This is a genomic window from Herbiconiux sp. (assembly GCF_023264855.1).
Lineage (GTDB): Bacteria > Actinomycetota > Actinomycetes > Actinomycetales > Microbacteriaceae > Herbiconiux.
In genome coordinates this window covers 1-23,204 of the sequence record NZ_JAHFUW010000034.1, presented here as the reverse complement: position 1 = coordinate 23,204, position 23,204 = coordinate 1, and the positions used below count along the sequence as shown (strand labels likewise).

Below are 23,204 nucleotides of genomic sequence, written 5' to 3'. Positions count from 1 at the left end.
GTCTAGCCCCAATCGTCGTGGTTGTGCAGCGCGTTCAGCACGTCGCTGAGGGAGCCCGGCCGGGCCCGGGTGACGCGGTCGCGCGGCGAGGTCTCGCCGCTGCCTGCCGGCTGCTCGGGCGGGTTGCGCAGCGTGAACCACACCCCCCGGGCGGGCTCGGCCGAGTCGTTGAGGTACACGTGCGGCTGTGTGGTGTCGAAGTGCACGGAGTCCCCGGCGCGGATGCGGTGCTCCTCGAAGCCGAGCCGCAGGGTGAGCTCGCCCTCCAGGAGCACGCCGAAGTCGTAGCCGAGGTGGCGGCTCCAGAGCGCGCCGGCCGTCGTGGACGAGTGCGGCCGGTAGGTCACCATGAGCGGCTCGACGATGCCCGCCGCCCCGCCGGCGAGCAGCTCGAGCCGCACCCCCGACTCCAGCTCCACCACCGGATTCTCCTCGAACCGCTGCACCGGCCCGGGCCTGCGGCGCGTGTCGCGGCCGGCCTCGATGCCGAGCAGCTCGTCGACCGAGATCTCCAGCCGCACGGCCAGCTGGTAGAGCGTGTTGAGCGAGGGCTGCACCTTGTCGTTCTCGATCTGCGAGAGCAGGCTCGGCGTCACCCCCATCGAGTCCGCGAGGGACTTGAGGGTGAGGTTCTGTGCTTCGCGCACGGTCTTGAGGCGGGCGCCGATGGCGGAGAGGGAGTTCACGTCACTCATACTGCCGGGAGAACGGCCCGGGCCTCGTCGACGAGACCGAGCAGCACCTTGCCGTAGACCTCGTATCCGGTCGAGGGCAGGGAGTGCGCGTGCCGGGCGGCCGTGGCCTGGTCGCGCCAGAACCGCTGGATGGCGTTGACATCGGCGAAGGCCGCCGAGCCGTGGGCCGTGAGCAGGGTGTCGATGGCCTGGGTGACCGACTCCACGGCCCAGCCCACCCCCGCCCGCACATGGATGCGCTCGGCGTAGTCGCGATAGGTTCCCGCCTCGGCCTCGGCCTGCAACTGGTCGGCGAGGTTGCCGAGGAACAGCTCGGCCGTCTCGAGCAGGAGTGCCGCGCGAGCGATCGCGAGCTGGAATCCCACCGACTCGGACTGCCGGTCGTAGCTCGTGTAGGCGATGGCCTTCGTCGACGCCTTGGCGATCACCAGGTCGAGCACGGCGCGACCCATCCCGAGGTGGGGGCCGACGAGTTTGAGCACGAGCGAGGGCACGAAGGGGGTCTTGTACGAGAGCTCGGGGTTGACGCCCTCGCCCGGATACTCGCCCTCCAGGGCGGGGGTGAGGGGGAGGATGCGGTGGTCGGGAACGAAGACGTCGTCGGCGACCTGGGTGTTGCTGCCGGTCGACTTCATGCCCGCGACGAACCAGGTCTGCTCCGTCGTCAGATCGGCTGCGGGGATGAGCGCGAGACCGCCGTCGATCACGTTGCCGCCCTCGTCTTCCAGCGGCACCCCGAGCAGCGACCACTCGGCGTGCGAGGATCCGGTGCCGTAGTTCCATTTACCGGTGACCCGGTAGCCGCCCTCGACCTTGACGGCCTTCGACGTGGTGGCGAGCACGATCGAGACGAGCGTGTCGGGGTTCTCGCCCCAGACCTCCTGCTGCGCCCGGAGGGGGAGGAGTGCGGTCACCCAGGCGCCGGAGTCGTAGATACCGAACAGCCACGCGGCGCCGCCGTCGCCGAGGCCGATCTCCCGCGCGACGGCGATCGCCGCGCGGGCGGTGCCGGCGTAGCCCCCGAAGCGGGTGGGCACCGAGAGGCGGAAGGCGCCGCTCTGCACGAGCGCCGCGATCGAGGCATCCGGGATGCGCCGGTTCAGCTCGCCCTCCGCGGCGTTCTCGAGCAGCACGGGCACGACGTCGCCGACGCGGTGCACGAGCTCGGCGATCTCGGGGGCGAGGGAGCGGTCGGTGACCATCGAAGACCTCGATCTGTGTCGTTGATCTGTGTCGTTCATCTGTGTCGTTCGGCTCAGCGGAACAGCTGCGGGGCCGAGTGGGGTTTGCGGGAGTGGTCGTCGGCGCGGAGGGTGATCTCGGAGACCGAGTTGCCGGTCTCGGCGATCCACGAGGTGTGACGCTCTGCGATCTGCGAGTCGTGCCCGGGGATGATGCGGGACGTCTCGCGCTTGAGCTCCTTCTGCAGGGTGCGGTAGACCTCGAGCAGGGTGAACGAGTTGCCCTGCCCGTAGCCCGGGGCCCACATCTTCTCCACGTTCGAGTACCAGTAAACCGTGTCGCCCGCCGCCACGTAAGGCCCGTTGGACGTCTCGATGGAGAACCACTGCGACCCGAAGGTATGGGAGTCCTTCGCGAGTCGTGCCGTGATGCCGGGCAGCAGTTCCTCATCTCCCTTGACGAACACCACCCGTCCGTCGACGATGCCCTGGGCCGCGCGGGCCAGGTCGGTGGGGTCGAACGAGGAGAACACCCAGGACTGTTCCGCCTCCGGCTGCTGGAGCGTGGAGGCCACGGCCTCCGACCAGCCCGTGAACTCGTCGAGCTGCACGAAGAGCTTGGCGTTCGGGAAGGCCTCGAAGTTGCCCATGTGGTCGAAGTGCATGTGGCTGACCAGGATGACGTCGACGTCTTCGGGGGTGTAGCCGACCGAGCCCAGCACGGCCGCCGGGTCGTGCCAGTTCGAGAAGTCGTACCGGTTCAGCCAGTAGTCGTTGCGGAACCCGCAGTCCACGAGGGCGACGTGCTGTTTTCCGCCGACCTCGCCTCCCACCACGAGCGTGTAGAGCATCGGGATGCGGATGATGCCCGCGTTGCTGAAGATGCCCGAACCCCCGAAGAAGTCGTGCGGCATGTCGGCGTGGCAGAACTCCAGCGACCAGATCGAGTAGTCGGTCGCGGCATCCGGGCCGGCCGTGCGGGGGAATGCATCAGACATGTGGTCTCCTTCGACGCGTGGTGAGCTTAAGTGAGAATTACATTGAGTGCCGAGAAAATTAGCACGCATGAATCTTGTTTGTGTTGCGTGCATGTAAATAATCGGCAGTGACACTGCACATAACCCGCCAGATCCCCGTTCTCGCGCCGAGGATGTCTCCAAAGGATTTCAGTGAGGCTTGACAAAGACCATCACGCCTGAAATTCTCTGGAGACAGTCCGTCATATCCGCAATGAGCGTGAGGAGTTCCCATGTCCGTGGCAGCCATCCGGCCGGAGATCGAGGCCATCGTCGAGAAGATCGATGCCTTGCGTCCGCAGCTCATCGCGGGAGGTCGCGAGGCCGACCAGAGCCGTCGCATCCCGTCAGAGGTGTTCGACGCCGTCGCGGCCACGGGCGCGTTCGCGATCTCGGCTCCGACGAAATTCGGTGGGCTCGCCGCGAACACGCGGGAGGCCCACGCGGTCGCCCGGGCGATCGGTCGTGGTGACGGGAGCCTGGCATGGGTGGACGGCATCCTGGATTCCGGCGCCTGGGTAGTGAGCCTGATGGACGAGCGCGCCCAAGAGGATGTCTGGGGTGCGGACGGTGGGCTCGACTCGCTGATCTCGATCGTCCTGGCCACCACCTCGGACTCCACGCGCGTCGAGGGCGGGTACCGGGTGAACGGCAAGTGGGGGTACGGCACGGGGAGCCTGCAAGCCACCTGGTCGTTGTTGGGGATTCCGTTGAAGAACGAGGCGGGCGACGTCATCGACGCCGGGCTGGCCCTCATCCCCACGGCCGACCTCACGTACGAGGACAACTGGTTCGTGGCGGGGATGAAGTCCACGGCCAGTGTGATGCAGATCGCTGAGGACGTGTTCGTGCCCGAGCACCGCATCTTCCCGCTCACGGCGGCCGTCGAGGGCACGTATCTCGGTGAGAACCCCGAGGCCTCCTACGACACCATCTTCGTCCCCTCCCTGTTCATGAAGCTCGTGGGACCGCACCTCGGGATGGGGCGGGCGGCGCTGGACTTCGTGATCGCGAAGGCCGAGAGCAAGTCGATCGCATACACGGGGTACGAGAAGCAGGCCGACTCGGCGATCTTCCAGTCGGCCGTGGCGAAGGCGGCCGTGCAGTTGAGCGCGGCCGAGGCCGTGGCGCAGCAGGTCGCCGACCAGATCTACGCGGCGACCGAGGCCGGATACTACGCGCCCTATGCGGAGCGCATCGAGATGCGGGCGAAGGCCGGCTGGGTGGTCGAGACGATCACGACCCTGATCAACGAGCTGATCACTGCGCACGGTTCGGCGGGCTTCGCAGAGTCCTCGGTGCTGCAGCGTGTCTGGCGCGACCAGGCCACGGCGGCCCGGCACGGTCACACCCTGTCGGCCAGCGGCTACGAGGCGTTCGGCAAGGTGCTCTTCGGCCGGGAGGACGAGGCGCGCTTCGTTCTGCCGATCGTCTGAGACTCCGAATGTCTGCGCAGCTGACGGAGCGGCCGGTCTCGGCCGAGGAGTTCCGGCATGCGTTCCGGTCGCACCCCGCGGGGGTGGCGATCATCACCGCGGACGCGGGAGACGGGCCGGTGGCGATGACGGTGAGCTCGGTGGCGTCGGTCGCGATCGATCCGCCGACGCTGATGTTCTCGGCATCCGGAGCCTCCTCCAGCACACCCACCATCCGGCGCGCCGAGACCGTCGTGGTGCACATGCTGACGTCGGACCAGATCGCGCTCGCGAAGCTGGGCGCGCGCAGCGGCGCCGCCCGGTTCGGCGACGACGTCGACTGGGGGCGGCTGCCCACCGGCGAGCCGTACTATCCGGCGGCGAACTGGCTGCGGGGTCGCGTCACCCAGCGGGTCGAGGTGAACGGGTCGACGCTCGTGATCGTGGAGGCCATCGAGGCCAAGCCGCGTGACGACGGCGAACTCGCGGAGCCGTTGCCGCTGGTGTACCACAACCGGTCCTGGCACGTCCTGACTCGCAGATCGACACTGCCCGAGACGGCCGGCCCGTTCCTCACGGTCTTCGGGCGCGACGAATAGCATCGAACGAGCATCTCCGGATGCTCCTCAAGGAAATGAGAGCAGCATGACCAACGACCGCATCAGCCGCATCCCCGCCCCCGTGGTTCCCGGCATCTCCGACAGCACCCGGGTGACGGCGGGCGACCTCGTGTTCATCTCGGGCCAGGTCGGCTTCGAGGCGGATGGCTCGGTGCCCACCGACTTCGCCCGCGCGATCGAGCTCACCTACGGCGAGGTCGAGCGCGCCCTCACGGCCGCCGGTGCGACGTGGGAGGACGTGGTGCGCGTGAACGTGTACATCACCGAGCTCGACCAGGAGAAGCTGAAGGTCTGGCGCGAGACCCGCAACGCCCTGGTGAAGGTGCCCGAGCCCTCGGCCAGCACCGTCATCGGCGTGCACTCCCTCTATAACGGCGCCACCATCGAGGTGGATGCGATCGCCGCGGTCTAGGGCGCACGCCCCGGAGCGGTCGCAGGCCGGCCGCTCCGGGGCGGTCTGCTAGAGCAGGTCGCGGCGGGAGACCTCGGCGATGGCGCTCCAGTCGGCGTCCTTGAGGTCGGGATCGGCCAGCGCGGCGTCGAAGACGGCGATCAGGGCCGGCAGCGTCGCGGCGGTGACCCCTCCGGCCTCGGCGACCTCCTGGGCGAGCCCGAGATCCTTGCGGCCGAGGGCGATGTGGAAGCCGGGCGGGGTGTACTCGCCGCGCGCGATCATGCCGCCGTAGCCGCTGTACACGACTCCGCCGAACAGCGTGCTGGAGAGCAGCTCGGTGAACAGCGCCGGATCCACGCCCTGGCGTTCGGTCATCGCCACCGACTCGCCGATCGCCTGCATGGCGTGGATGATGTTGTAGTTCACGGCGGCCTTGACGGCGTTGGCGGCGGAGGCCCGTTCGCCCAGCCGCCAGGTGCGTTTGCCGAGCTCGGCGAAGTAGGGCTCGACGGCCTCCAGGGCCGCGGCCGGCCCGGCGGCCAGGATGTTCAGCTGGCCGGCAGCGGCCACCGGCGGGCGGCCGAGCACGGGTGCGGCGACGTAGACGGCCCCGGCGGCCTCGAACGCCGCGGCGAGCCGATCGGCCAGCGCGGGGCTGATCGAGGCCATCACGACGTGCGTGCGGCCGCGGAGCGAGGCGATGGCCGCCTCGTCGAGCACGGCCTGCACCGCCTCGTCGTTGGCGAGCATCGAGAACGACAGCTCGGGCTCGAGCGCCTCGGCGGGTGTCTCGGCCCGCCGGGCGCCCGCCGCGACGAGCTCGTCGACGGCGGCGGGCGACCGGTTCCACACCACGACGTCGTGACCGGCGTCGAGCAGGCGCCGGGCCATGCCCGACCCCATCGAGCCGAGGCCGAGGAATCCGACGGTGGTTCCGGCGAGCGTGGCCGTGGTGCCCTCGCTCATGCTTCCCCGCGACCCCAGGTCGTGTTCAGGTGCGACTGCGAGTCGCGCTGCAGGTTCAGCGGCCCGTCGATCGTGTAGTAGCGCTTGCCGGCCACCAGCAGTTCCTCGGCGGGGAACTTGGTGATGACCTCGCAGCCGTCGGCCGTCACCACGACCTCTTCCTCGATGCGCGCCGCACCCCAGCCGTCGGCCGACGGCCAGTACGTCTCCAGGGCGAACACGTTGCCCTCCTGCAGCACCTCCGGGTGGTCGAGCGAGGTCAGGCGCGAGAAGATCGGCTTCTCCCAGATCGACAGGCCCACACCGTGGCCGTACTGCAGGGCGAAGGCGGCCTCCTCGTCGGCGAAACCGAACTCCTCCGCCTTCGGCCACACCTTCACGATGTCGGCGGTGGTGGCACCTGGCTTCACCAGCGCGATCGCGCGGTCCATGTACTCCCGGGCGCGGGTGTAGGCGTCGCGCTGTGCACTCGAGGCCGAGCCCACGGCGAAGGTGCGGTAGTAGCAGGTGCGGTAGCCGTTGAAGCTGTGCAGGATGTCGAAGAAGGCCGGGTCGCCGGGGCGGATCAGGCGGTCGGAGAACACGTGCGGATGCGGCGAGCAGCGCTCGCCCGAGATGGCGTTGACGCCCTCGACGTACTCCGACCCCAGGTCGTAGAGCGTCTTGGCGACCAGGCCCACGGCCTCGTTCTCCCGCACGCCCGGGCGCAGGAACCGGTAGAGGTCTTCGTAGGCGGCATCCACCATCGAGGCGGCCTGGGTGAGCAGGCGGATCTCGTCGTGGGTCTTCACCCGGCGGGCCTCCATGAACACCTGCTGGCCGTCGACGACGGTGATGCCCTCCTGCTGCAGGGCGAACAGGATGGGCAGCTCGATCACGTCGACGCCGAGCGGCTGGTTCTGCAGGCCGAACTTCTCCAGCTCCCGCTTGATCTTCTTGGCCACGCCCTGGGCGATCTCGGCCTCGGGCGGGAAGGCGCCACGCAGGGTGGAGATGCCGGCACGGGCGCCGGACTCCAGGCGGGGACGCTTGGCGCCCTCGTGCGGGGCGTTGGGGTCGGCGTCCATCTCGGCCGTGGTGGTGTCCAGCCACGGGTTGTAGAGCTTGTGGTGCTTCGCGGCCGATCCGAAGTCCCAGACCACCGGATCGGTGTTGCGGGTCAGCAGCGAGAAGCGGATGAGCTTGTCCATCGCCCAGGTGCCGATGTGGGTGGAGCTCATGTAGCGGATGTTCGAGAAGTCGAAGGCGAGCACCGCCCCGAGCTCGGAGCGGTCCAGCTCCGCCTTCAGACGGGCCAGTCGCTCGTCGCGCAGGCGGTCGAAGTCGATCCGCGCCTCCCAGTCGACAGCGTTCGTGCCGGTGGTTCCGGTGCTCTTCATCGAGTCCTCCTCGTAGATCGGATGGTGCCTTCGCACTTTACGCGCGTACAGTCATGCTTAACACTACAACACGGCCTCCGGGGCCCTACAATGGATTCCGGCGGAAGAATCGACGAAAACGACGGTGCTTCCGGTCGGATGAGTTCGTTGGGAGCCAGCATGCCGGACAGTCTCGGTGCACGCCTGCGCGAGGCGCGCACCAAACGCGGTCTCAGTCTGCGGAGCGTGGCGCAGTCGCTCGGCGTCTCGGCGTCGCTGATCTCGCAGGTCGAGATCGGAAAGACGCAGCCCTCCGTCGCCACCCTCTACGCCCTCGCCACGTACCTGGGCGTCTCGCTCGACGAACTGGTCGGCATGGCCCCGGTCGGCGATGCCCCGGCGCCGATGTTCGGGCACACCGGGCCCGCGCTGCCCGACGTGCAGCGCCGTGCGGAGAACCCCGTCATCGAGATGCAGAACGGCGTGCGCTGGGAGCGGTTGGCGGTCGGCGCGGGCGGCCCGGTCGATGCCCTCCTGGTGACCTACGAGCCCGGCGCCTCGAGCTCGATCGAAGACAAGCTGATGCGCCACGCGGGCTTCGAGTACGCCTACCTGCTGGAGGGCGAGCTCACCCTGCACCTCGACTTCGACACCCACCTGCTGCATCCGGGCGACTCGCTGCAGTTCGACTCGGTGCGGCCGCACCTGTACTCCAACCGGGGCTCCGTGCCGGCCAAGGGCATCTGGTTCGTGTTCGGCCGGCGACAGCAGAACTCCGCTCTGCCCGACGCGCCGCAGAGCAGCACCGCGTCGCCCGGCGGTCAGCCGGGCTCCGCGGTGGACGTGCTGCGGGCGATGGACGAGCTCACGGCCTGACGGAGTCAGGCGCGGGAGTGCACCGCGGGTCGTGAGTCGGTGGCCCACGGGTCGATCAGCGTCTTGATCTGCGCGGAGCGCCCCTCCAGCAAGGGCTGCAGGGCATCCTCGGCCAATCGATCGAGCGGAATGACCTCGCCGGCGATGTCCGACCAGTCGGACCGGGTGCCGAGCAGGCGCACCGCCTCGGGGAAGTCGGTGGCGAAGACGTGGGCGACCGTGCCCAGGATCGTGTATTCGTTGAGGGTCCAGCGCCCGAGCGGCAGCTCCGGCTCGCCGCGCTGGATGCCGACCGGCACGATGGTGGCGCCGGGACGGGCGGCCTCGAGAACCGATTTGAGGCCGGGGCCCGATCCGCTCACCTCGAAGAACACGTCGACGTCCATGCCGAGCTCGTCCAGCCGTTGGGCGAGCGGATCGGTTCCCGCCTTCAGCGTCTCCGAGGCGCCCAGGCGGGTCGCGAGCTCGAGCCGGTCGTCGTTCAGGTCGACCACGAGCACGCGTGCTCCGGTGGCGGCGGCCGCCACGGTGATGAAGGCGCCGATGCCGCCCACACCCACGATGACCGCATCCTGACCGGCCGCGAGCCCGCTGCGCCGCACGGCGTGCACCGCGATGGCCATCGGCTGGGTGAGCCCCAAGGTGTCCGGCGAGAGGCCGCTGTCGCTCACGTCGAGGGTGATGGCGGCGGGGGAGACCACGTAGCCGGCGAGGCCGCCGTCGTGGTGGAAGCCGATGGTGGAATACGTGCGGCACAGGTTGGTGCGGCCCTGGCGGCACGGCTTGCACTCGCCGCACGAGATGCCGGCGCCGCTGACCACGGTGGCACCGACCGGCGGGGCGGTGACGCCCTCGCCCACGGCCTCCACCACGCCGGCGAACTCGTGCCCGAGGGTCACCGGCGGCCGGGCGAGCACCAGGCCGCGGCCGAACTCCGTCGCGTCGCTGCCGCACACCCCGCACACGGCGACGCGGATGAGCACCTCGCCGGGGCCGGGCTGCGGAACCGGGCGGTCCTCGACGCGGAGGTCGCCCACGTCGTGCAGCACCGCGGCGCGCATCCCGCTCACGCGAACGATCCCTCGCTGATCGGCAGCTGCACGGCGGAGCGCTCGGCCAGCATGCGGCCGAGGTACTTCTCGTACACGGCGAGGTGGGTGGGGTGGTCGAGATAGGCGTCCAGCCCGGCGGCGTCCTCCAGCAGGGCGGCGACCCCGTAGTCCGAGCCGGCCGGGCGCAGGTGCAGGTTCGGACCGGCCGTGTACGACTTGATCTCGGGGATGTTCACAGCCATCTCCGACAGCGCGGCGGTGAGCTCGGCCACGTCGGCCTCGGTCACGTCGTCTTTCCATCGGAATGCGGCGATGTGAAGGATCATCGTTCTCTGCTCTCTACGTTGAGGGTGCTGTCATGAGATGACGGCCTGTCCAGAAAGACGCTGGGCTGTCCAGCATCAATTTACACTTCGGGCTGGTTGAGCCAGATTACCAGCCTATATCGTGGGCTATGTACATCAATGCTGTATTTTCTACAGCGCCAAAGGAGGCGGCTGGATGTCGGGAAAACGGATCGCGGTGCTGGGTGCCGGGGCGAACGGGGCGTCGATCGGCGCCGACCTCACCCGGGCGGGGGACGACGTGCTGCTGATCGAGCAATGGCCCGCGCACGTGGAGACGATGCGGGCCGACGGGCTGCGCATCATCACGCCCGCCGAGGAGCAGCAGGTGCGTCCGCGCGTCATCCACCTCTGCGAGGTGGCGGAGCTGAAGCAGTCCTTCGACGTGGTGCTGATGCTGATGAAGGCCTACGACTCGCGCTGGGCGGCGGAGCTCATCCGTCCCCATCTCGCCGACGACGGCCTCCTGGTGGGCGTGCAGAACGGCATGACCGCCGGGGTGATCGAAGACGTGGTGGGCGCCGAGCGCACCCTGGGCGCCGTGATCGAGTGCTCGGCCACGATGGACGAGCCGGGCGTGGTGCACCGGCACACCGGGGTCGACCGCTCCTGGTTCGCCGTGGGCGCGCTGCCCGGCGGACCGGTGGAGCGCATCGGCGAGGTGCAGGAGCTGCTCGGGCGCTCCGGCACCGTGCAGCGCTTCGACGACATCGAGGCGGCCAAATGGATGAAGCTGGTGAGCAACAGCACCCTGCTGGTGACCTCGGCCGTGCTGGGCCTGCCCATGCTCGACGCCCTGCACACGCCGGGCTTCCGGGACGTGATGGTGGCCGCCGGCAACGAGGCGCTCGCCGTGGGGGCCGCGGCCGGGCATCCGGTGCTGCCGATCTTCGGGCTGAGCGCCGAGGAGATCGCCGAGCCCGACCGGGTCGTCGACATCATGACCGACAAGCTCTTCGCCGGCTTCGTGGTGCCCGGCGCCACCACCACCGTGCTGCAGGACTGGCGCAAGGGCCGGCACAGCGAGGTCGACGACCTCAACGGCCACGTGATGCTGCGCGGCGGCGAGCTCGGCGTCGCGACCCCGGTGAACACGGCGGTGGTGCGGCTCGCCCACCGCATCGAGCGCGGGGAGATGCAGCCCGGCGTGGAGCACCTGCCGGTGCTCGCCCGGGCGCTGATGTGAAGGCCTCGCCGCTGCTGGCCACGGCGGCGACCCTCGCCGCCGGCGCCGCCGTGGCCGTGCAGACCTCGGCGAACGGTCACGTCAGCGTGGCCACCGGATCGCCCGTGCTCGCCACGGCCGTCAACCACGGCACGGCGCTCCTCATGGCGTTGGTCGTGGCCGGTGCGATGGGGGCGTTCCCCCGGGCCGTCCGCTCGCTCCGGCAGCGTCGCACGGAGGTGCGCCGCTGGTGGTTCCTCGGCGGGCTGATGGGGTTCGCGGCCGTGCTCACGATCATCACCGTGACCCCCGAGGTGGGCGTGGTGGCCGTGGCCGTGGCGGTCACGCTCGGTCAGCTGGTCGGCTCGGTGCTGGCCGACTCGCTCAGCCTGGGGCCTGGCGGCCGCCGCTCGCTGAACCTGCTGCGCTCGGTGGGCCTGGGTGTAGCCGTGCTCGCCGTGCTGGTGGGCGCCGTCGGCCGTTTCGACCTCGGCAACGTGCTGGTCATCCCCGTCGTCGTGATCGCCGGCGTGCTGATCGCGCTGCAGCAGGCCGCCAACGGCTGGCTGGTGGTGGTGACGGGCGAGTTCGCGGTGATGTCGGTGATCAACTTCCTCATCTCGGGCGTCTTCGTGGCCGCAGCGCTCGTCGTCTCGCTGCTGCTGCACCCGATCGACTTCTCCGCGCTGCCGCCGTGGGCGCCACTGGGCGGGGCGCTCGGCGCGGCCATCGGGGTGGTGACCGCGCTGACCGTGCGCACCATCGGCGTGCTGAGCGCCATCCTGTGCATCGCGGCCGGTCAGGCGATCGCGGCCGTGCTGCTGGACCTCCTGGTGCCCGTCGACGCACTCGGGCTCACCCCCACCGCCGTGCTCGGCGCGGCGCTCGCCGTCGTCGCGGTGGCGATCGCCGGCCTCGGCTCGATGGCCGCCTCGCGCCGGCGCGCCGCCGCCGCCGCTCCCGAACCCGTCCTGTGACCTGCGGCCCGTAGGGGGCCGCCCGCACCCTTGGAGGCACCGTGCCCACATCCGTCCGAGCCGCTGTCGCGCATCGCGGCGCCACCGAGTTCCAGATCGAGACCGTGCTGCTGCGCGACCCCGCGGCCGAGGAGGCCATGCTGCGCATCGACGCCAGCGCCTTCTGCTACAGCGACTGGATCGCGCTGCGCGGCGACACCGGGCTGCCGGCGCTCGATCCCGATCCGTATCCCGTCGTGCTCGGTCACGCGGCGGTCGGCACGGTGTTGGAAACGGGGGCCGGATCGCGTCACCGCGCGGGGCGTCGCGTGATCGTGACGGCGACCCCGGAGTGCGGCGAGTGCTTCTGGTGCCGCAGCGGCCGCATCGACCAGTGCGAGCGCCTGTTCGTGCCGGCGCCGGTGATCGGCGCCCTCGAGGGCGGGCGGGAGGTGCGGGCGCCGGGGAGTTCGGCGACCTACATCGAGCACACGGTGATGCGCGACATCCAGGTGTTCCCGGTCGACAGCGATCTGCCGGATGCCTGGCTGGCGATGGTGGGCTGCGGCATCGTCTCGGGCATGGGCGCTGTCGTGAACGTCGCCCGGGTGACGCCCGGCAGCTCGGTCGTGGTGGTGGGTTGCGGGCAGGAGGGGCTCTGGATGGTGCAGGCCGCCCGCATCCTGGGAGCCGAGCGCATCATCGCCGTCGAGCCGCTCGCCGCCCGGCGTGACCTGGCCGCGCGGGTGGGCGCGACCGACGTGATCGACCCGGCCGACGGCGATCCGCTCGACGCCGTGCGCGCGCTCACCGCCGGCCGCGGGGCTGACTTCGGCTTCGACGCCGGTGGCTCGGTCGCGGCGGTGCAGCAGGCCTTCGCGATGACCCGGCTGGGCGGGGTGACGACCTTCACGTCGTATGTCGCCCGCGACACCGTTGTCGAGCTGCCGCTGTTCGACCTGGCGCTGCGCGGGCGGGATCTGCGCAGCTCGCAGAGCGGCCGGCTCGACATGGCGCGCGACCTCGCCCGCTTCCTGCCGATGCTCGAATCCGGCGCGGTCGACGTCGAGGCGATGCTCGGCGGCCTCCGCCCGCTCGACGCGATCGGTGAGACGCTGGCCGCGGCCCGTGACCGCACCGAGATCACGCCGATCGTGGTGCCCTGAGGCTCGTCGAGCGGCCGGACGGCCGTGCTCGACCGATCGGGTTGCGCGGGACAGTGACCTCAGGGTGGCGCGCGCCGCGTTGGCAGGAGACGCGCGCCACGACTCGAGGGCTCGCCTCAGGGGGCGGGCGCGGGGCGGGCGCCCCGGCGGTTCGGCTCCTCCACGGGGGCCGCGTCGATGAAGCTCCGCGCCCGCACCGCTCCCGTCTCGTCGACGAGGTGCAGAGCGAGGCGAGCGGCGGCGACGGGCGGTTCGATCGACAGCCTGACCGGCTCGCCGAGAACGAACGGTTCGACCGCCGGAACGGCCACCGAAGTCGGCGAGGTGAGCGACGCGGGCAGGGGTGAGCCCGCCGGGATCCATCGGGCCTGCAGGTGCCCCGCCACCGGCTCCGGCCCGTGGTGCGAGACGTGCACGGTCAGCTCGAACGGCTCGGCCGGCACGTCGATGTCGGCGCCGGCCGCCCGCGGCACGAGGTCGATCACCAGCATGGTGTCGGCATTGATGTCGGCCGGGCGCAATCCGCCCCAGTCCTTCCGGCGGCGTTCGGCATCGAGCAGTCCGGCGTTCTCGTGTTCGACGTCGGCGAGTTCGGTGTAGACGTACCCCGAATAGCGTTCATGCCGGCGCAGCTCCTGGGTCTGCCAGCGCAGATGCCAGGCGCGTTCGAGGCTCGTGTATCCCTCGCCGTACTCGCTGTTCAGCAGCGGTACCCCGTTGCGCGGGAAGTCGGGTGAGCCGTAGAGGCTCTTGTCGACCACGAAGTCCGGCCCGAGCTTCACCGGAAACGCCTCCCGCGCCCCGGAAGCGAGGTCTCGCACGCTCGACGCCCAGGTGGCCGGGTCGGGCTCGTAGTAGTGCCAGTCCACTAGGTCGCTTTTCACGTGCGCCCAGCCCGAGTTCTCGACCAGAGGCCGGGTGTGGTCGAGAGCGGCCATCGTGTCGTAGGCGTGCGTGGCGGCTTCAGCGCGTCGGCGGCTGCCCGGGATGTCCCAGTCCAGCCCCCACTCCTCGTTGTAGAGTCCCCACACCACGATCGACGGATGGTTGCCGTCACGCCGCACCATCGGCTCCAGCTGATCCTCGAACAGCCCGGCCGCCTCGGGGCTGAAGCGGCTCGGGGCGGCGGGCTCGGCCCAGACGAGCATCCCGAGCTCGTCGGCGCGATGCAGCCAGCGCGGTTCCTCGAGTTTCAAGTGCTTGCGCACCATCGTGTACCCGAGCTCCCGCGCGAGGTCGAGGTCGGCGAGCAGCGACTCATCGCTCGGCGCGGTCAGGCCGGTACCCGGCCAGTAGCCCTGGTCGAGCACACCGCGCAGATAGAGCCGTGATCCGTTCAGCCTCAACTGGCCGTCGTGCCACTCGAGCGAGCGCAGCCCCGTGGTGGCCACGACCCGATCGGCGCCCGGGCCCTCACCGACCGTCACCTGCACACGGTAGAGATGCGGATGCTCGGGCGACCAGAGACGCGGCGTCTCGAGGTCGAGCCGTCCTGCCGCCACGCCGTCCGGCCCGCTCATCAGCGCCAGCGACTCCTCCCCGCCGACGACCCGCACCTGCACCGGCACTCCGGCGGACCGGTCGCCGGCCACGTCGACGGAGACGTCGATGCCGGTCAGGGAATCACCTCGCAGCGTCACCGATCGCGCGTAGCTCCGGCCGCGGGCCTCGATCCATACGCTCTGCCAGATGCCCGAAGTGGGGGTGAACGAGACCCCGTCGTAGTCGTCGCGCGGGATCGAGCGCTGCTTGCCGTGCACGATCGAGCGCTTGTCGGCCGGCGACTCCACGGTCACCTCGAGCAGCGCATCCCGGCCGGGCCGCACGTGCTCGGTCACGTCGAACTCGAACGAGGTGTAGCCGCCCACGTGGGTTCCCACCTCCGTGCCGTCGATCGACACGGTCGCCCTGTGGTGCACGGCACCGAAGCAGAGCACGGTTCGTGCGCCCTCCCAGTCGGCGGGCACCGAGAGCACGCGCCGGTACGTGGCCGCCTCGAGCCAGGTGCGCTCGATGCCCGAGGCGGGCGTCTCCCAGGCGAACGGCACCGTGATGCGGGCCGAGCCGTCGATGCTCGAGAAGTCCCACTCGCCGTTCAGGCTGAGCCAGCGCTCCGAGCGGTCGAGGTCCGGTCTCGGGTACTCGGCTTTCGGCACGGCGACGATCGGGGTGGAGGTCGTGGTGGTTGCGATGTCTGTCGCGATGGTCATTCTGGTTCAGCCCTTCACGCTTCCAGCGAGGATTCCGTTGATGAAATGGCGCTGCAGTGCGATGAAGAGCACGAGCAGCGGGATGAGGGCGACCGAGCTCGCGGCGAGCAGCTCGCCGGTCACGGTCGCGTAGTCGGCACCGATCCGGTTGCCGGTGATGTTCTGGGAGAGGGTCGACAGCACCACCTGCAGCGTCGCCATCCGCTCCGACGAGGCGATCACCACCGGCCAGACGAAGTCGTTGTAGATGTTCATGACCGTCAGTACGGCGAGCCCCGCGAGACCCGGCCGGATGACGGGCAGCACGATGCGCCAGAAGATGCCGAACTCGCTGCAGCCGTCGACCCGTGCCGCGTCGAGGAGTTCGTCGGGCACGGCGCTGATCACCTGCCGCATCCAGAAGATGGCGAACGCGTCGACGGCCCCCGGCAGGATGAGCGCCTGGTAGGTGTTCACCCAGCCGAACTCCTTCATCTCCAGCAGCAGCGGGATGATCAGCACGATGGTCGGCAGCATCAGGCTGATCAGTACCGCGCCGAAGATGAGGTTCTTGCCGATGAACGAGTACTTCGCGAAGGCGAAGGCCGCCAGCGGGGCGAAGAACAGCGTGATCGCGCCCTTGAAGACGAGCACGATGCCGGTGTTGAGGAAACCGGAGGCGATCGGCACGTCCTGGAACATCGCCGTGTAGTTGTCGAGCGTGAACGTCGACGGGTCGAACAGCAGCGGCGAGCGGATGATGTCGTTGGCCGGTTTGAAGGCCGACAGCAGCGCCCAGACCACGGGGGCGAGGAACGCGACGGTGAGCAGCACCAGGAAGAGCTGCGAGCCGATGGCCGGCCGGCTGCGCCGGCCGCTGGCGCGAGGAGTGGTGAGTGCGGTCATCCGGTCAGTCCTTCGCTCGCAGCAGCCGCACGAACACGAGCGACAGCGCCATGACGACGATCACGAGCAGGAAGGAGTTGGCGGCTCCGGTGCCGAGGTCGGCGCGCGTGATGTGGTTGTAGAGGTAGTAGCCGGCCGTCGTGGTGGAGTTGTACGGTCCGCCCTGGGTCACCACGAAGGGCTCCGCGAACATCTGGAACACCGCGAGCGTCTGCAGCACGACGGCGAACATGATGGTGCGCCGCAGCAGCGGAACGGTGATGCTCCACAGCGTGCGCACCCGGCTCGACCCGTCGAGCGAGGCGGCCTCGTAGACCGAGGAGTCGATCGACTGCAGCCCCGACAACAGGATGATGATGATGAACCCCGTCGTCTTCCAGAGGAACAGGAGGGCCAGCGTCGGCTTGGCCCACTCGCTCGTGGTGAGCCAGCCGATGTCCGGCAGCCCCACCAGGCCGAGCAGGCCGTTCACCGCCCCGTAGTTCGTGTCGAAGACCACCACCCAGATCTGCGCCACCGCCACGAGCGGAGTGACGAAGGGCACGATGAAGGCCACCCGGTAGAAGCCGCGCAGGCGCAGCTTCGCGTTGTCGAGCAGCACCGCGGCGATCAGGGCGATCACCAGCTGCGCCGGGATGATCAGCAGCCAGAGCACACCCGAGTTGGCGAGCGAGTTCCAGAAGCCGGGGCTGGTGAGCAGGTAGGTGTAGTTGTCCCAGCCCACCCACTCCGCCGCACCCGATCCCCGCCAGTTCGTGAAGCTCAGGCGGGCGGTGAAGATGAGCGGGTAGATGCTGAACGCGATGAACACCGCGACGAACGGGAGCACGAACAGATAAGGAGCCAGTCTGCGCCGGGCCCGCGCGGCGGTCATCACGGTCATGGTTGCGCCCGCCCCTACTGCCGGTCGATCAGGTTGGTCTGGATCTCGTCGCTCGACTGCTCGACCACCTGGGCCGGCGTGAGTTCGCCGTCGAGCATGCGCTGCAGGTTCGTGCCGAGGTAGTCGACGGCTCCGGCCCACCACGAGGGTGTCGGCACGCTCGCCGGGATCTCGGCTCCGGCCTCGGTGGCCACGGCCCAGAGGTCCTGGTCGCCGAGCGCGGGCACCGGCTCGAAGAGGGGAGCGCTCGGGTCGGCGGCGGGCTGGTAGCTCGGGATCGAGGTGTTCAGTCCGGTCGGGTAGACCGAGCTGGGGCCCCAGACGGCGCTGTAGCCGGACTCGTCGAACATCAGGAAGCTGTAGAACAGGGCGGCCAGCTCGGAGTTCGCGCCGTCTTTCGGGATGGCGAACGACGACCCGCCCATCGCGCCGCTCCGCGCGCCACCGGTCTCCCAGGCGGGCAGTGACATGGCGCGCCAGTCGCCCTGGGTCTGGGTCAGCAGCTGCTGCGGGGCGAAGTCGAACCAGATGGCCCAGGGGTAGAACACCTCGTTGCCGTTCTCGAGCTCGGCGATGTCGGTAGGGCCGAGGTATTCGGCTCTGGTGCCGAGGCCCTCCTGCTGCACGGTGTCGAGGTAGGTCAGGATCTGCTCGTACTCGGGGCTGTCGAGCCGCAGCTGCCCATCGGCATCGGCGAGGCTGGTGCCGAGCTGGCTGGCGTACATCTCCAGTTGCAGCTGGCTGAGGAACGGCGACTGCTCGAGGTGGATCGGCGCCGCGCTCGGCACCGCCTGCTTGTAGGCGCGCGCCGCGTCGAGCAGCTCGTCGTAGGTGGTGATGGCGGTGGCATCGATGCCGGCCGCCTCGAGCGCGGTGGCGTTGTAGTAGAGCAGGCCCGGGTTCGAGTCGAAGGGCACGCCGTAGATGCCGCCGTCGACCGAGTTGACGTCGAGTTTCTGCGGCGCGATCTCCTCCGAGTAGGGGGCGAGCACGTCGGAGAGGTCCCAGAGGTAGTCGCTCAGCCCGGCGATCTTCGCGTCGTCGAGGAAGACGCCGTCGGGCACGTCGGTGCCCGTGATCAGCGTGTTCTGCAGTTTCGCATCGATGTCGACCGACTCGTGGTTGACCGTGACGTCGGGGTACTTCTCGTTGAAGGCGGCGATGGCCTCGTCGAACACCTCGAACAGGTCGCCCGACCTGTCCCAGATGGTGATCTCGCCCGAGGGTGACTCCTCGGCGGGAAGCTGCAGCAGGTCGGCGGCGGCGTCGGTCTGAGAGGCCGAGCCGATGTCGGGGCCGCAGGCCGTGAGCCCGAGGGCGACGGCGGCGGCGAGGCCGAGCGCGGCGGCCCGGGTCGCCGCTCGAGGCAGGTGCTTGTGCAAGGGACACTCCTTTGTGACGGTGCGTTTTGCCAACGTAAGCAAAACAGTAGCCTGCGTTTGCTCACGATGCAAACGCTATGCTGGCGGCATCCTGAACCGAGTCCGAAGGAGGCGACAGGATGCCGGCAACCCTCCGTGACGTCGCCGAGCGGGCGAGCGTGTCGATTCGCACCGTCTCGAACGTGGTGAGCGGCTACGAGCACGTGAGCGACCGGATGCGTGCCCGCGTGCTCAAGGCCATCGACGAGCTCGACTACCGCCCCAATCTCGTCGCACGCACCCTGCGCACCGGCCGCACCGGGGTGCTGGCCCTCGTGGTGCCCGAGATCGACGTGCCGTACTTCAGTCAGCTCGCGCGCGACGTGATCAACGCGGCCGGCGAGCTCGGCTACCGGGTGATGATCGACCAGACCGGGCACGACCACCAGCGCGAGCGCGAACTGCTGACCGGGGGAGACCGCACCATGCTCTTCGACGGCATCCTGTTCAGTCCTCTGGTCACCAAGGCCGAGCTGCGCGAGATGAACAGCGAGAGCGGCATGCCGCTGGTGCTGCTCGGCGAGCACGACTTCGACGGCCGGTTCGACCACGTGGCCATCGACAACGTGCAGGCCGCCTATGACGCGGTGCGGCACCTGGCGGAATCGGGTCGCACCCGCATCGGCGCCCTCGGCACGCAGCCGGCCGAGGACTACGCCACCCCGCAGCAGCGCTCGGCCGGTTACCGCCAGGCGCTGTCCGACTCCGGGCTCGACTTCGTGCCGGAACTCACCCGGCCCGCGGCGCACTACAGCCGCGCCGAGGGCTACGAGGCCGCCCGCGAGCTGCTCGCCGCCGACGAGGCTCCGGATGCGATCTTCTGCTATTCCGATCTGCTCGCGATGGGCGCGATGCGCGCCGTGTTCGACACCGGCCTGAGGGTGCCCGACGACATCGCCATCGTCGGGATCGACGACATCGAGGAGGGCCGGTTCTCGCGGCCGTCGCTGAGCACGGTGTCACTCGACACCCCGTTCATCGCCGCCCAGGCGGTCTCGCGCATCGTCGAACGCATCGACGATCCGAACCGCGAGGCGGTCGAGGTGGTGGCGCCGCACCGGCTGATCGTGCGGGAGAGCAGCGCCCCGGTTCCGTCGTGATCGTGCGCTCCCCGCAGCGCCTCGCGGGGGAGGGGCGGGCGCTTCAGTGGGCGTCGGCGACGGGGTCGAAGATCTCGGGGTGGCGGGCCAGCTCCAGCCGGGTGCGGCGGATGTGCAGGGCGAGCACCTGTTCGGCCTCGTCGGCATCGCGCCGGCGGATGGCGGAGACCAGCAGGTGGTGCTCGTGGTGCGCGCTGCGGTCGCCCTCCGAGCGGAACACCGAGGTGTAGGCGCGGCGGTAGGGCTGCGTGCGGTTCCACAGCCGCAGCACGGTGTCGCCGATCATGGTGGTGTCGGCGGCGGTGTAGCAGGAGAGATGGAACTCGCGGTCCAGGCGCAGGAAGGCCTCGATGTCGGAGGAGTTCTCCATCTCGGTGGCGAGCTGCTCGAGCCGGTCGATGCCGGCCTCGTCCAGCAGCGGCACGTTGTAGCGCAGCAGCAGCGGTTCGAGGCGCTCGCGCACCTGGTAGATCTCCTCGCACTCGCGCAGATTGAGGCTCGCCACCCAGGCGCCGGTGTTGGCCACCACCGTCACCAGGCCCTCCGCCTCCAGCAGGCGCAGGGCCTCGCGGGCCGGCACCCGGCTCGCGCCGTGCCGCTCGGCCACGTGCTCCTGCCGGATGCGGGTTCCCGGCCGGTACTCGCCGGCCAGGATGGCGTCGCGCAGCTCGGCGGCGACGCGGGCGCCCGCCGCGCCGTGGGTGTTGAACTCGAGGGTCACGGGGTCATTCTGCCGGATGGGCCGGATGCCACAGCCGCACCGGCGCATCCTTCTCGTAGGCCTTGCCCTCGGGGAAGCTCACCAGCTCGAACTGCATGCCCCAGGGACTGCGGAAATACACCCATCGCTGACCCTCGGCGGCCTGCTTGCTCGCCGTCGGATCGCCCATCACCTCGACCCCGTGCGAGCGCAAGTACTCGACGGCCAGGTCCATGTCGTCGACGTACAACGCGATGTGGTGGCCGCCGATGTCGCTGTTCCGGGGCTGGGGCGCCTGCGGGCCGGCGGCGTCGTAGCCGAAGACCTCGAGATTGGAGCCGTTGCCGAGCCGGTAGAAGCGGATCTCGGTGATCGCGGTGCGGGGATCCACGCCGATGTGGGTCTGCATCCAGTCGTCGTCGGATCGCTTGGCGCCGAGGGTGTAGATCGGCGTCGCGCCGAGAACGCCCACCAGGAACTCCTCGGCCTGATCGAGATCGGGCACGGTGAAGCCGATGTGGTCGACTCCGCGCGCACCGGGGATTCCGTGGCTCATCCATCCTCCTTGGTGGCTCGATTGTATCCATTGTCGGATCAGCGAGACCAAAAAGCCAGGATGAATTGCCGTCGGGGTTGAAATTGGATTCAATCCCTCGTATCGTTCAGTCAACGACCTGGGCGCCCCGCGCGTCCCCGCGGAAGGAATGGCGAAGATGCCGAAGTTGCGCCGATTGCAGACCGGAGTCCCGTGGCACGAGCTCACGACGACGCCCGCCGACTGGAAAGCCGCTGATCCGCAGCTCCTCGGCACCATGCTCGCCGAGCTGCACCTCATCCGGGCGTTCGAGGAGACCGTGCTCGAGCTCGCCGGTGAAGGCCTCGTGCACGGCCCGGCGCACTCCAGCATCGGCCAGGAGGGCGGCGCGGTCGGGTCGATCGTGGGGCTGTCGTCGGCGGATGCCGTGAACGGCTCGCACCGCGGCCATCACCAGTTCCTCGCCAAGGCACTCACCCACGTCTCGGGCGGCGTCATCGACCCGGCCGAAGCCGTGACCGAGCCCATCCAGGCCGTGCTGCAGCGCACCCTGGCCGAGATCCTCGGCCTGGCGCAGGGGTACTGCTCGGGCCGCGGCGGCTCGATGCACCTGCAGTGGTTCGAGGCGGGCGCGCTCGGCACCAACGCCATCGTGGGCGGCGGCGCCCCGATGGCGGCCGGCAACGCCTGGGCGCAGAAGCACTCCGGCACCAGCGACATCACCATCAACTATTTCGGCGACGGCGCCGCCCAGATCGGCTCGGTGCTCGAGTCGATGAACCTCGCGGCGGCGTGGAAGCTGCCGGTGATGTTCTTCATCGAGAACAACATGTACGCGGTCTCCACCAAGTCGGACGAGATCACCGCCGACACCCGGTTCTCGGTGCGCGGGCAGGGCTTCGGCATCCCGTCCTGGCGGGTCGACGGCATGGATCCGCTGGCCGTGCACCTGGCCATGAAGGCCGCCGAGGAGCGCATGCGTTCGGGCGAGGGCCCCGCCATCATCGAGGCCGAGGTCTACCGCTTCTTCCACCAGAACGGCCCCTACCCGGGCAGCGCCTTCGGCTACCGCCCCAAGGAAGAAGAGGGGCAGTGGAAGGCGCGCGATCCGCTGGACCGGATGGCCAAGGAGATGATGGCGCTCAAGCTCATCGACGAGGCCGGCGTCGTCTCCGTGCGCGAGCAGGCCAAGGCCGCGATGAACGCCGCCGTCGCCGAGCTCGTGGAGGCCGACCCCGACTCCGACGGCAAGCGCCGGATCATCCCCTCGCTCTGGCCCGACCCCGGCTACGTCAACGTGGGCGTGCGCGGCGACGCGAGCGAGCTCGCCGAACTGACCGTCGCCGACCCCGCCTCCTACGAGGGCGAGTGGCGCGACCTCAAGTTCGTCGACGCCGTCTCCGGCGTGATGGACCGGCGGATGGCCGAAGACCCGCGCATCGTCGTGATGGGCGAAGACGTGCACCGGCTGAACGGCGGCACGAACGGCGCCACCAGGGGTCTGGCCAAGAAGTACGGCTCGGATGCGCTGACCGACGGCCGCGTGCTCGGCACCCCGATCAGCGAGAACGCCTTCACCGGTCTCGGTGCGGGTCTGGCACTGGACGGCCGGTTCCGCCCCGTGGTGGAGTTCATGTACCCCGACTTCATGTGGGTGGCCGCCGACCAGGTGTTCAACCAGATCGGCAAGGCGCGGCACATGTTCGGCGCCGACACCCCCGTACCGTTCGTGCTGCGCACGAAGGTGGCGATGGGCTCGGGCTACGGCTCGCAGCACCTGATGGACCCGGCGGGCATCTTCGCCACCAGCCCCGGCTGGCGGATCGTCGCCCCGTCGAACGCCGCCGACTACGTCGGCCTGATGAACGCGGCGCTCGCGCTGGAGGATCCGGTGCTCGTGATCGAGCACGTCGACCTCTACGGCACCGCCGACCGCGTGCCCGAGGGCGACCTCGACTACATCATCCCGCCCGGCCAGGCCGCGGTGCGGCGCACCGGCTCGGACGTGACCGTGATCAGCTACCTCTCCATGGTGCGGCACGCGCTCGAGGCGGTGGAGCAGACCGGGATCGACGCCGAGGTGATCGACCTGCGCTGGCTCGACCGCGCGTCGATCGACTGGGACACCATCGGGGAGTCGATCACCAAGACCAACAGCGTGCTCATCGTGGAGCAGGGCGCCCAGGGCACCTCGTACGGCGGCTGGCTCGCCGACGAGATCCAGCGCCGCTACTTCGACTGGCTCGATCAGCCGATCGAGCGGGTG

General features: G+C 69.7%; 22 protein-coding genes. 9 read left to right on the top strand and 13 right to left on the bottom strand.

Going from position 1 to position 23,204, the window contains the following annotated elements; translation table 11 throughout:
- Positions 1-2: 2 nt before the first annotated feature.
- From Q0D75_RS13915 to Q0D75_RS13905, 3 genes are read right to left on the bottom strand one after another with little or no spacing between them, the layout of a single operon-like run.
- Positions 3-686, bottom strand: a complete 684-nt coding sequence (locus tag Q0D75_RS13915; protein WP_291054413.1) for a helix-turn-helix domain-containing protein — start codon at positions 684-686, stop codon at positions 3-5.
- 5 nt (positions 687-691) lie between these two features.
- Complete coding sequence (locus Q0D75_RS13910; RefSeq protein WP_291054410.1) at positions 692-1,897, bottom strand: oxidoreductase; 1,206 nt, start codon at positions 1,895-1,897, stop codon at positions 692-694.
- A gap of 53 nt (positions 1,898-1,950) precedes the next feature.
- Entirely contained in the window at positions 1,951-2,874 is a 924-nt protein-coding gene (locus tag Q0D75_RS13905; RefSeq protein ID WP_291054407.1) for an MBL fold metallo-hydrolase, read from the bottom strand.
- A gap of 251 nt (positions 2,875-3,125) precedes the next feature.
- Between Q0D75_RS13905 and Q0D75_RS13900 the strand changes: the two genes are divergently transcribed.
- The 3 genes from Q0D75_RS13900 to Q0D75_RS13890 are packed head-to-tail and all read left to right on the top strand — an operon-like array spanning position 3,126 to position 5,339.
- Entirely contained in the window at positions 3,126-4,328 is a 1,203-nt protein-coding gene (locus tag Q0D75_RS13900; protein ID WP_291054404.1) for an acyl-CoA dehydrogenase family protein, read from the top strand.
- Positions 4,329-4,336: 8 nt separating this feature from the next.
- Positions 4,337-4,906 (top strand): flavin reductase family protein, encoded by a 570-nt coding sequence (locus tag Q0D75_RS13895; RefSeq protein ID WP_291054402.1) that lies wholly within the window; start codon positions 4,337-4,339, stop codon positions 4,904-4,906.
- 46 nt (positions 4,907-4,952) lie between these two features.
- Positions 4,953-5,339: a RidA family protein gene (locus tag Q0D75_RS13890; RefSeq protein ID WP_291054400.1), complete on the top strand. Its 387-nt coding sequence runs from the start codon at positions 4,953-4,955 to the stop codon at positions 5,337-5,339.
- Positions 5,340-5,387: 48 nt separating this feature from the next.
- On the opposite strand, the gene Q0D75_RS13885 is transcribed toward Q0D75_RS13890, so the two are convergent.
- Positions 5,388-6,287 carry an NAD(P)-dependent oxidoreductase gene (locus Q0D75_RS13885; protein WP_291054398.1) on the bottom strand — a complete coding sequence of 300 codons (900 nt, stop codon included), beginning with the start codon at positions 6,285-6,287 and terminating at the stop codon, positions 5,388-5,390.
- Positions 6,284-7,666, bottom strand: a complete 1,383-nt coding sequence (locus Q0D75_RS13880; protein WP_291054396.1) for a Xaa-Pro peptidase family protein — start codon at positions 7,664-7,666, stop codon at positions 6,284-6,286. Before Q0D75_RS13880 ends, Q0D75_RS13885 begins: the two co-directional genes overlap by 4 nt.
- Before the next feature lie 159 nt (positions 7,667-7,825).
- Here Q0D75_RS13880 and Q0D75_RS13875 point away from each other — a divergent pair, with 159 nt between their 5' ends.
- On the top strand, positions 7,826-8,521 hold the full coding sequence (locus tag Q0D75_RS13875; protein WP_291054394.1) for a helix-turn-helix domain-containing protein: 696 nt from the start codon (positions 7,826-7,828) through the stop codon (positions 8,519-8,521).
- A gap of 5 nt (positions 8,522-8,526) precedes the next feature.
- Here Q0D75_RS13875 and Q0D75_RS13870 read toward each other — a convergent pair whose 3' ends face one another.
- A complete protein-coding gene (locus Q0D75_RS13870) occupies positions 8,527-9,582 on the bottom strand; it encodes an alcohol dehydrogenase catalytic domain-containing protein (protein WP_291054494.1) in 1,056 nt (351 codons plus the stop codon).
- Between the two features lie 5 nt (positions 9,583-9,587).
- Complete coding sequence (locus Q0D75_RS13865; RefSeq protein ID WP_291054392.1) at positions 9,588-9,899, bottom strand: Dabb family protein; 312 nt, start codon at positions 9,897-9,899, stop codon at positions 9,588-9,590.
- A gap of 175 nt (positions 9,900-10,074) precedes the next feature.
- Here Q0D75_RS13865 and Q0D75_RS13860 point away from each other — a divergent pair, with 175 nt between their 5' ends.
- From Q0D75_RS13860 to Q0D75_RS13850, 3 genes are read left to right on the top strand one after another with little or no spacing between them, the layout of a single operon-like run.
- Positions 10,075-11,103 carry a 2-dehydropantoate 2-reductase gene (locus tag Q0D75_RS13860; RefSeq protein ID WP_291054390.1) on the top strand — a complete coding sequence of 343 codons (1,029 nt, stop codon included), beginning with the start codon at positions 10,075-10,077 and terminating at the stop codon, positions 11,101-11,103.
- A complete protein-coding gene (locus tag Q0D75_RS13855; RefSeq protein WP_291054388.1) occupies positions 11,100-12,059 on the top strand; it encodes a DMT family transporter in 960 nt (319 codons plus the stop codon). The genes Q0D75_RS13860 and Q0D75_RS13855 overlap by 4 nt, the downstream gene beginning before the upstream one ends.
- Positions 12,060-12,100: 41 nt before the next feature.
- A complete protein-coding gene (locus Q0D75_RS13850) occupies positions 12,101-13,204 on the top strand; it encodes a zinc-binding dehydrogenase (RefSeq protein WP_291054386.1) in 1,104 nt (367 codons plus the stop codon).
- 116 nt (positions 13,205-13,320) lie between these two features.
- Here Q0D75_RS13850 and Q0D75_RS13845 read toward each other — a convergent pair whose 3' ends face one another.
- From Q0D75_RS13845 to Q0D75_RS13830, 4 genes are read right to left on the bottom strand one after another with little or no spacing between them, the layout of a single operon-like run.
- The gene (locus Q0D75_RS13845; RefSeq protein ID WP_291054384.1) at positions 13,321-15,414 is read right to left on the bottom strand and encodes a sugar-binding domain-containing protein; all 2,094 of its coding nucleotides are present in this window, start codon (positions 15,412-15,414) and stop codon (positions 13,321-13,323) included.
- 6 nt (positions 15,415-15,420) lie between these two features.
- Positions 15,421-16,299 carry a carbohydrate ABC transporter permease gene (locus Q0D75_RS13840; RefSeq protein ID WP_291054383.1) on the bottom strand — a complete coding sequence of 293 codons (879 nt, stop codon included), beginning with the start codon at positions 16,297-16,299 and terminating at the stop codon, positions 15,421-15,423.
- A gap of 4 nt (positions 16,300-16,303) precedes the next feature.
- Complete coding sequence (locus Q0D75_RS13835; RefSeq protein WP_291054381.1) at positions 16,304-17,182, bottom strand: sugar ABC transporter permease; 879 nt, start codon at positions 17,180-17,182, stop codon at positions 16,304-16,306.
- Positions 17,183-17,196: 14 nt separating this feature from the next.
- The gene (locus Q0D75_RS13830) at positions 17,197-18,564 is read right to left on the bottom strand and encodes an extracellular solute-binding protein (RefSeq protein WP_291054379.1); all 1,368 of its coding nucleotides are present in this window, start codon (positions 18,562-18,564) and stop codon (positions 17,197-17,199) included.
- A gap of 119 nt (positions 18,565-18,683) precedes the next feature.
- Here Q0D75_RS13830 and Q0D75_RS13825 point away from each other — a divergent pair, with 119 nt between their 5' ends.
- A complete protein-coding gene (locus tag Q0D75_RS13825) occupies positions 18,684-19,703 on the top strand; it encodes a LacI family DNA-binding transcriptional regulator (protein ID WP_291054377.1) in 1,020 nt (339 codons plus the stop codon).
- A 43-nt stretch (positions 19,704-19,746) separates the two neighbouring features.
- On the opposite strand, the gene Q0D75_RS13820 is transcribed toward Q0D75_RS13825, so the two are convergent.
- Both Q0D75_RS13820 and Q0D75_RS13815 read right to left on the bottom strand, forming a co-directional pair.
- Positions 19,747-20,424, bottom strand: coding sequence for a GntR family transcriptional regulator (locus tag Q0D75_RS13820; RefSeq protein WP_291054375.1), 678 nt, complete (start codon positions 20,422-20,424; stop codon positions 19,747-19,749).
- 4 nt (positions 20,425-20,428) lie between these two features.
- The gene (locus tag Q0D75_RS13815; protein ID WP_291054373.1) at positions 20,429-20,959 is read right to left on the bottom strand and encodes a VOC family protein; all 531 of its coding nucleotides are present in this window, start codon (positions 20,957-20,959) and stop codon (positions 20,429-20,431) included.
- 157 nt (positions 20,960-21,116) lie between these two features.
- Between Q0D75_RS13815 and Q0D75_RS13810 the strand changes: the two genes are divergently transcribed.
- A partial coding sequence (locus Q0D75_RS13810; protein ID WP_291054371.1) for an alpha-ketoacid dehydrogenase subunit alpha/beta occupies positions 21,117-23,204 on the top strand: 2,088 nt, incomplete at its 3' end.

What these genes read in the sequence shown, in the direction of transcription:
- Q0D75_RS13860 (WP_291054390.1), top strand. Translation starts at nt 10,075, where the DNA reads ATGTCGGGAAAACGGATCGCGGTGCTGGGTGCCGGGGCGAACGGGGCG.
- Q0D75_RS13905 (WP_291054407.1), bottom strand. Translation starts at nt 2,874, where the DNA reads ATGTCTGATGCATTCCCCCGCACGGCCGGCCCGGATGCCGCGACCGAC.
- Q0D75_RS13845 (WP_291054384.1), bottom strand. Translation starts at nt 15,414, where the DNA reads ATGACCATCGCGACAGACATCGCAACCACCACGACCTCCACCCCGATC.
- Q0D75_RS13885 (WP_291054398.1), bottom strand. Translation starts at nt 6,287, where the DNA reads ATGAGCGAGGGCACCACGGCCACGCTCGCCGGAACCACCGTCGGATTC.
- Q0D75_RS13910 (WP_291054410.1), bottom strand. Translation starts at nt 1,897, where the DNA reads ATGGTCACCGACCGCTCCCTCGCCCCCGAGATCGCCGAGCTCGTGCAC.
- Q0D75_RS13870 (WP_291054494.1), bottom strand. Translation starts at nt 9,582, where the DNA reads ATGCGCGCCGCGGTGCTGCACGACGTGGGCGACCTCCGCGTCGAGGAC.
- Q0D75_RS13825 (WP_291054377.1), top strand. Translation starts at nt 18,684, where the DNA reads ATGCCGGCAACCCTCCGTGACGTCGCCGAGCGGGCGAGCGTGTCGATT.
- Q0D75_RS13815 (WP_291054373.1), bottom strand. Translation starts at nt 20,959, where the DNA reads ATGAGCCACGGAATCCCCGGTGCGCGCGGAGTCGACCACATCGGCTTC.
- Q0D75_RS13840 (WP_291054383.1), bottom strand. Translation starts at nt 16,299, where the DNA reads ATGACCGCACTCACCACTCCTCGCGCCAGCGGCCGGCGCAGCCGGCCG.
- Q0D75_RS13895 (WP_291054402.1), top strand. Translation starts at nt 4,337, where the DNA reads ATGTCTGCGCAGCTGACGGAGCGGCCGGTCTCGGCCGAGGAGTTCCGG.
- Q0D75_RS13865 (WP_291054392.1), bottom strand. Translation starts at nt 9,899, where the DNA reads ATGATCCTTCACATCGCCGCATTCCGATGGAAAGACGACGTGACCGAG.
- Q0D75_RS13900 (WP_291054404.1), top strand. Translation starts at nt 3,126, where the DNA reads ATGTCCGTGGCAGCCATCCGGCCGGAGATCGAGGCCATCGTCGAGAAG.
- Q0D75_RS13890 (WP_291054400.1), top strand. Translation starts at nt 4,953, where the DNA reads ATGACCAACGACCGCATCAGCCGCATCCCCGCCCCCGTGGTTCCCGGC.
- Q0D75_RS13835 (WP_291054381.1), bottom strand. Translation starts at nt 17,182, where the DNA reads ATGACCGTGATGACCGCCGCGCGGGCCCGGCGCAGACTGGCTCCTTAT.
- Q0D75_RS13875 (WP_291054394.1), top strand. Translation starts at nt 7,826, where the DNA reads ATGCCGGACAGTCTCGGTGCACGCCTGCGCGAGGCGCGCACCAAACGC.
- Q0D75_RS13880 (WP_291054396.1), bottom strand. Translation starts at nt 7,666, where the DNA reads ATGAAGAGCACCGGAACCACCGGCACGAACGCTGTCGACTGGGAGGCG.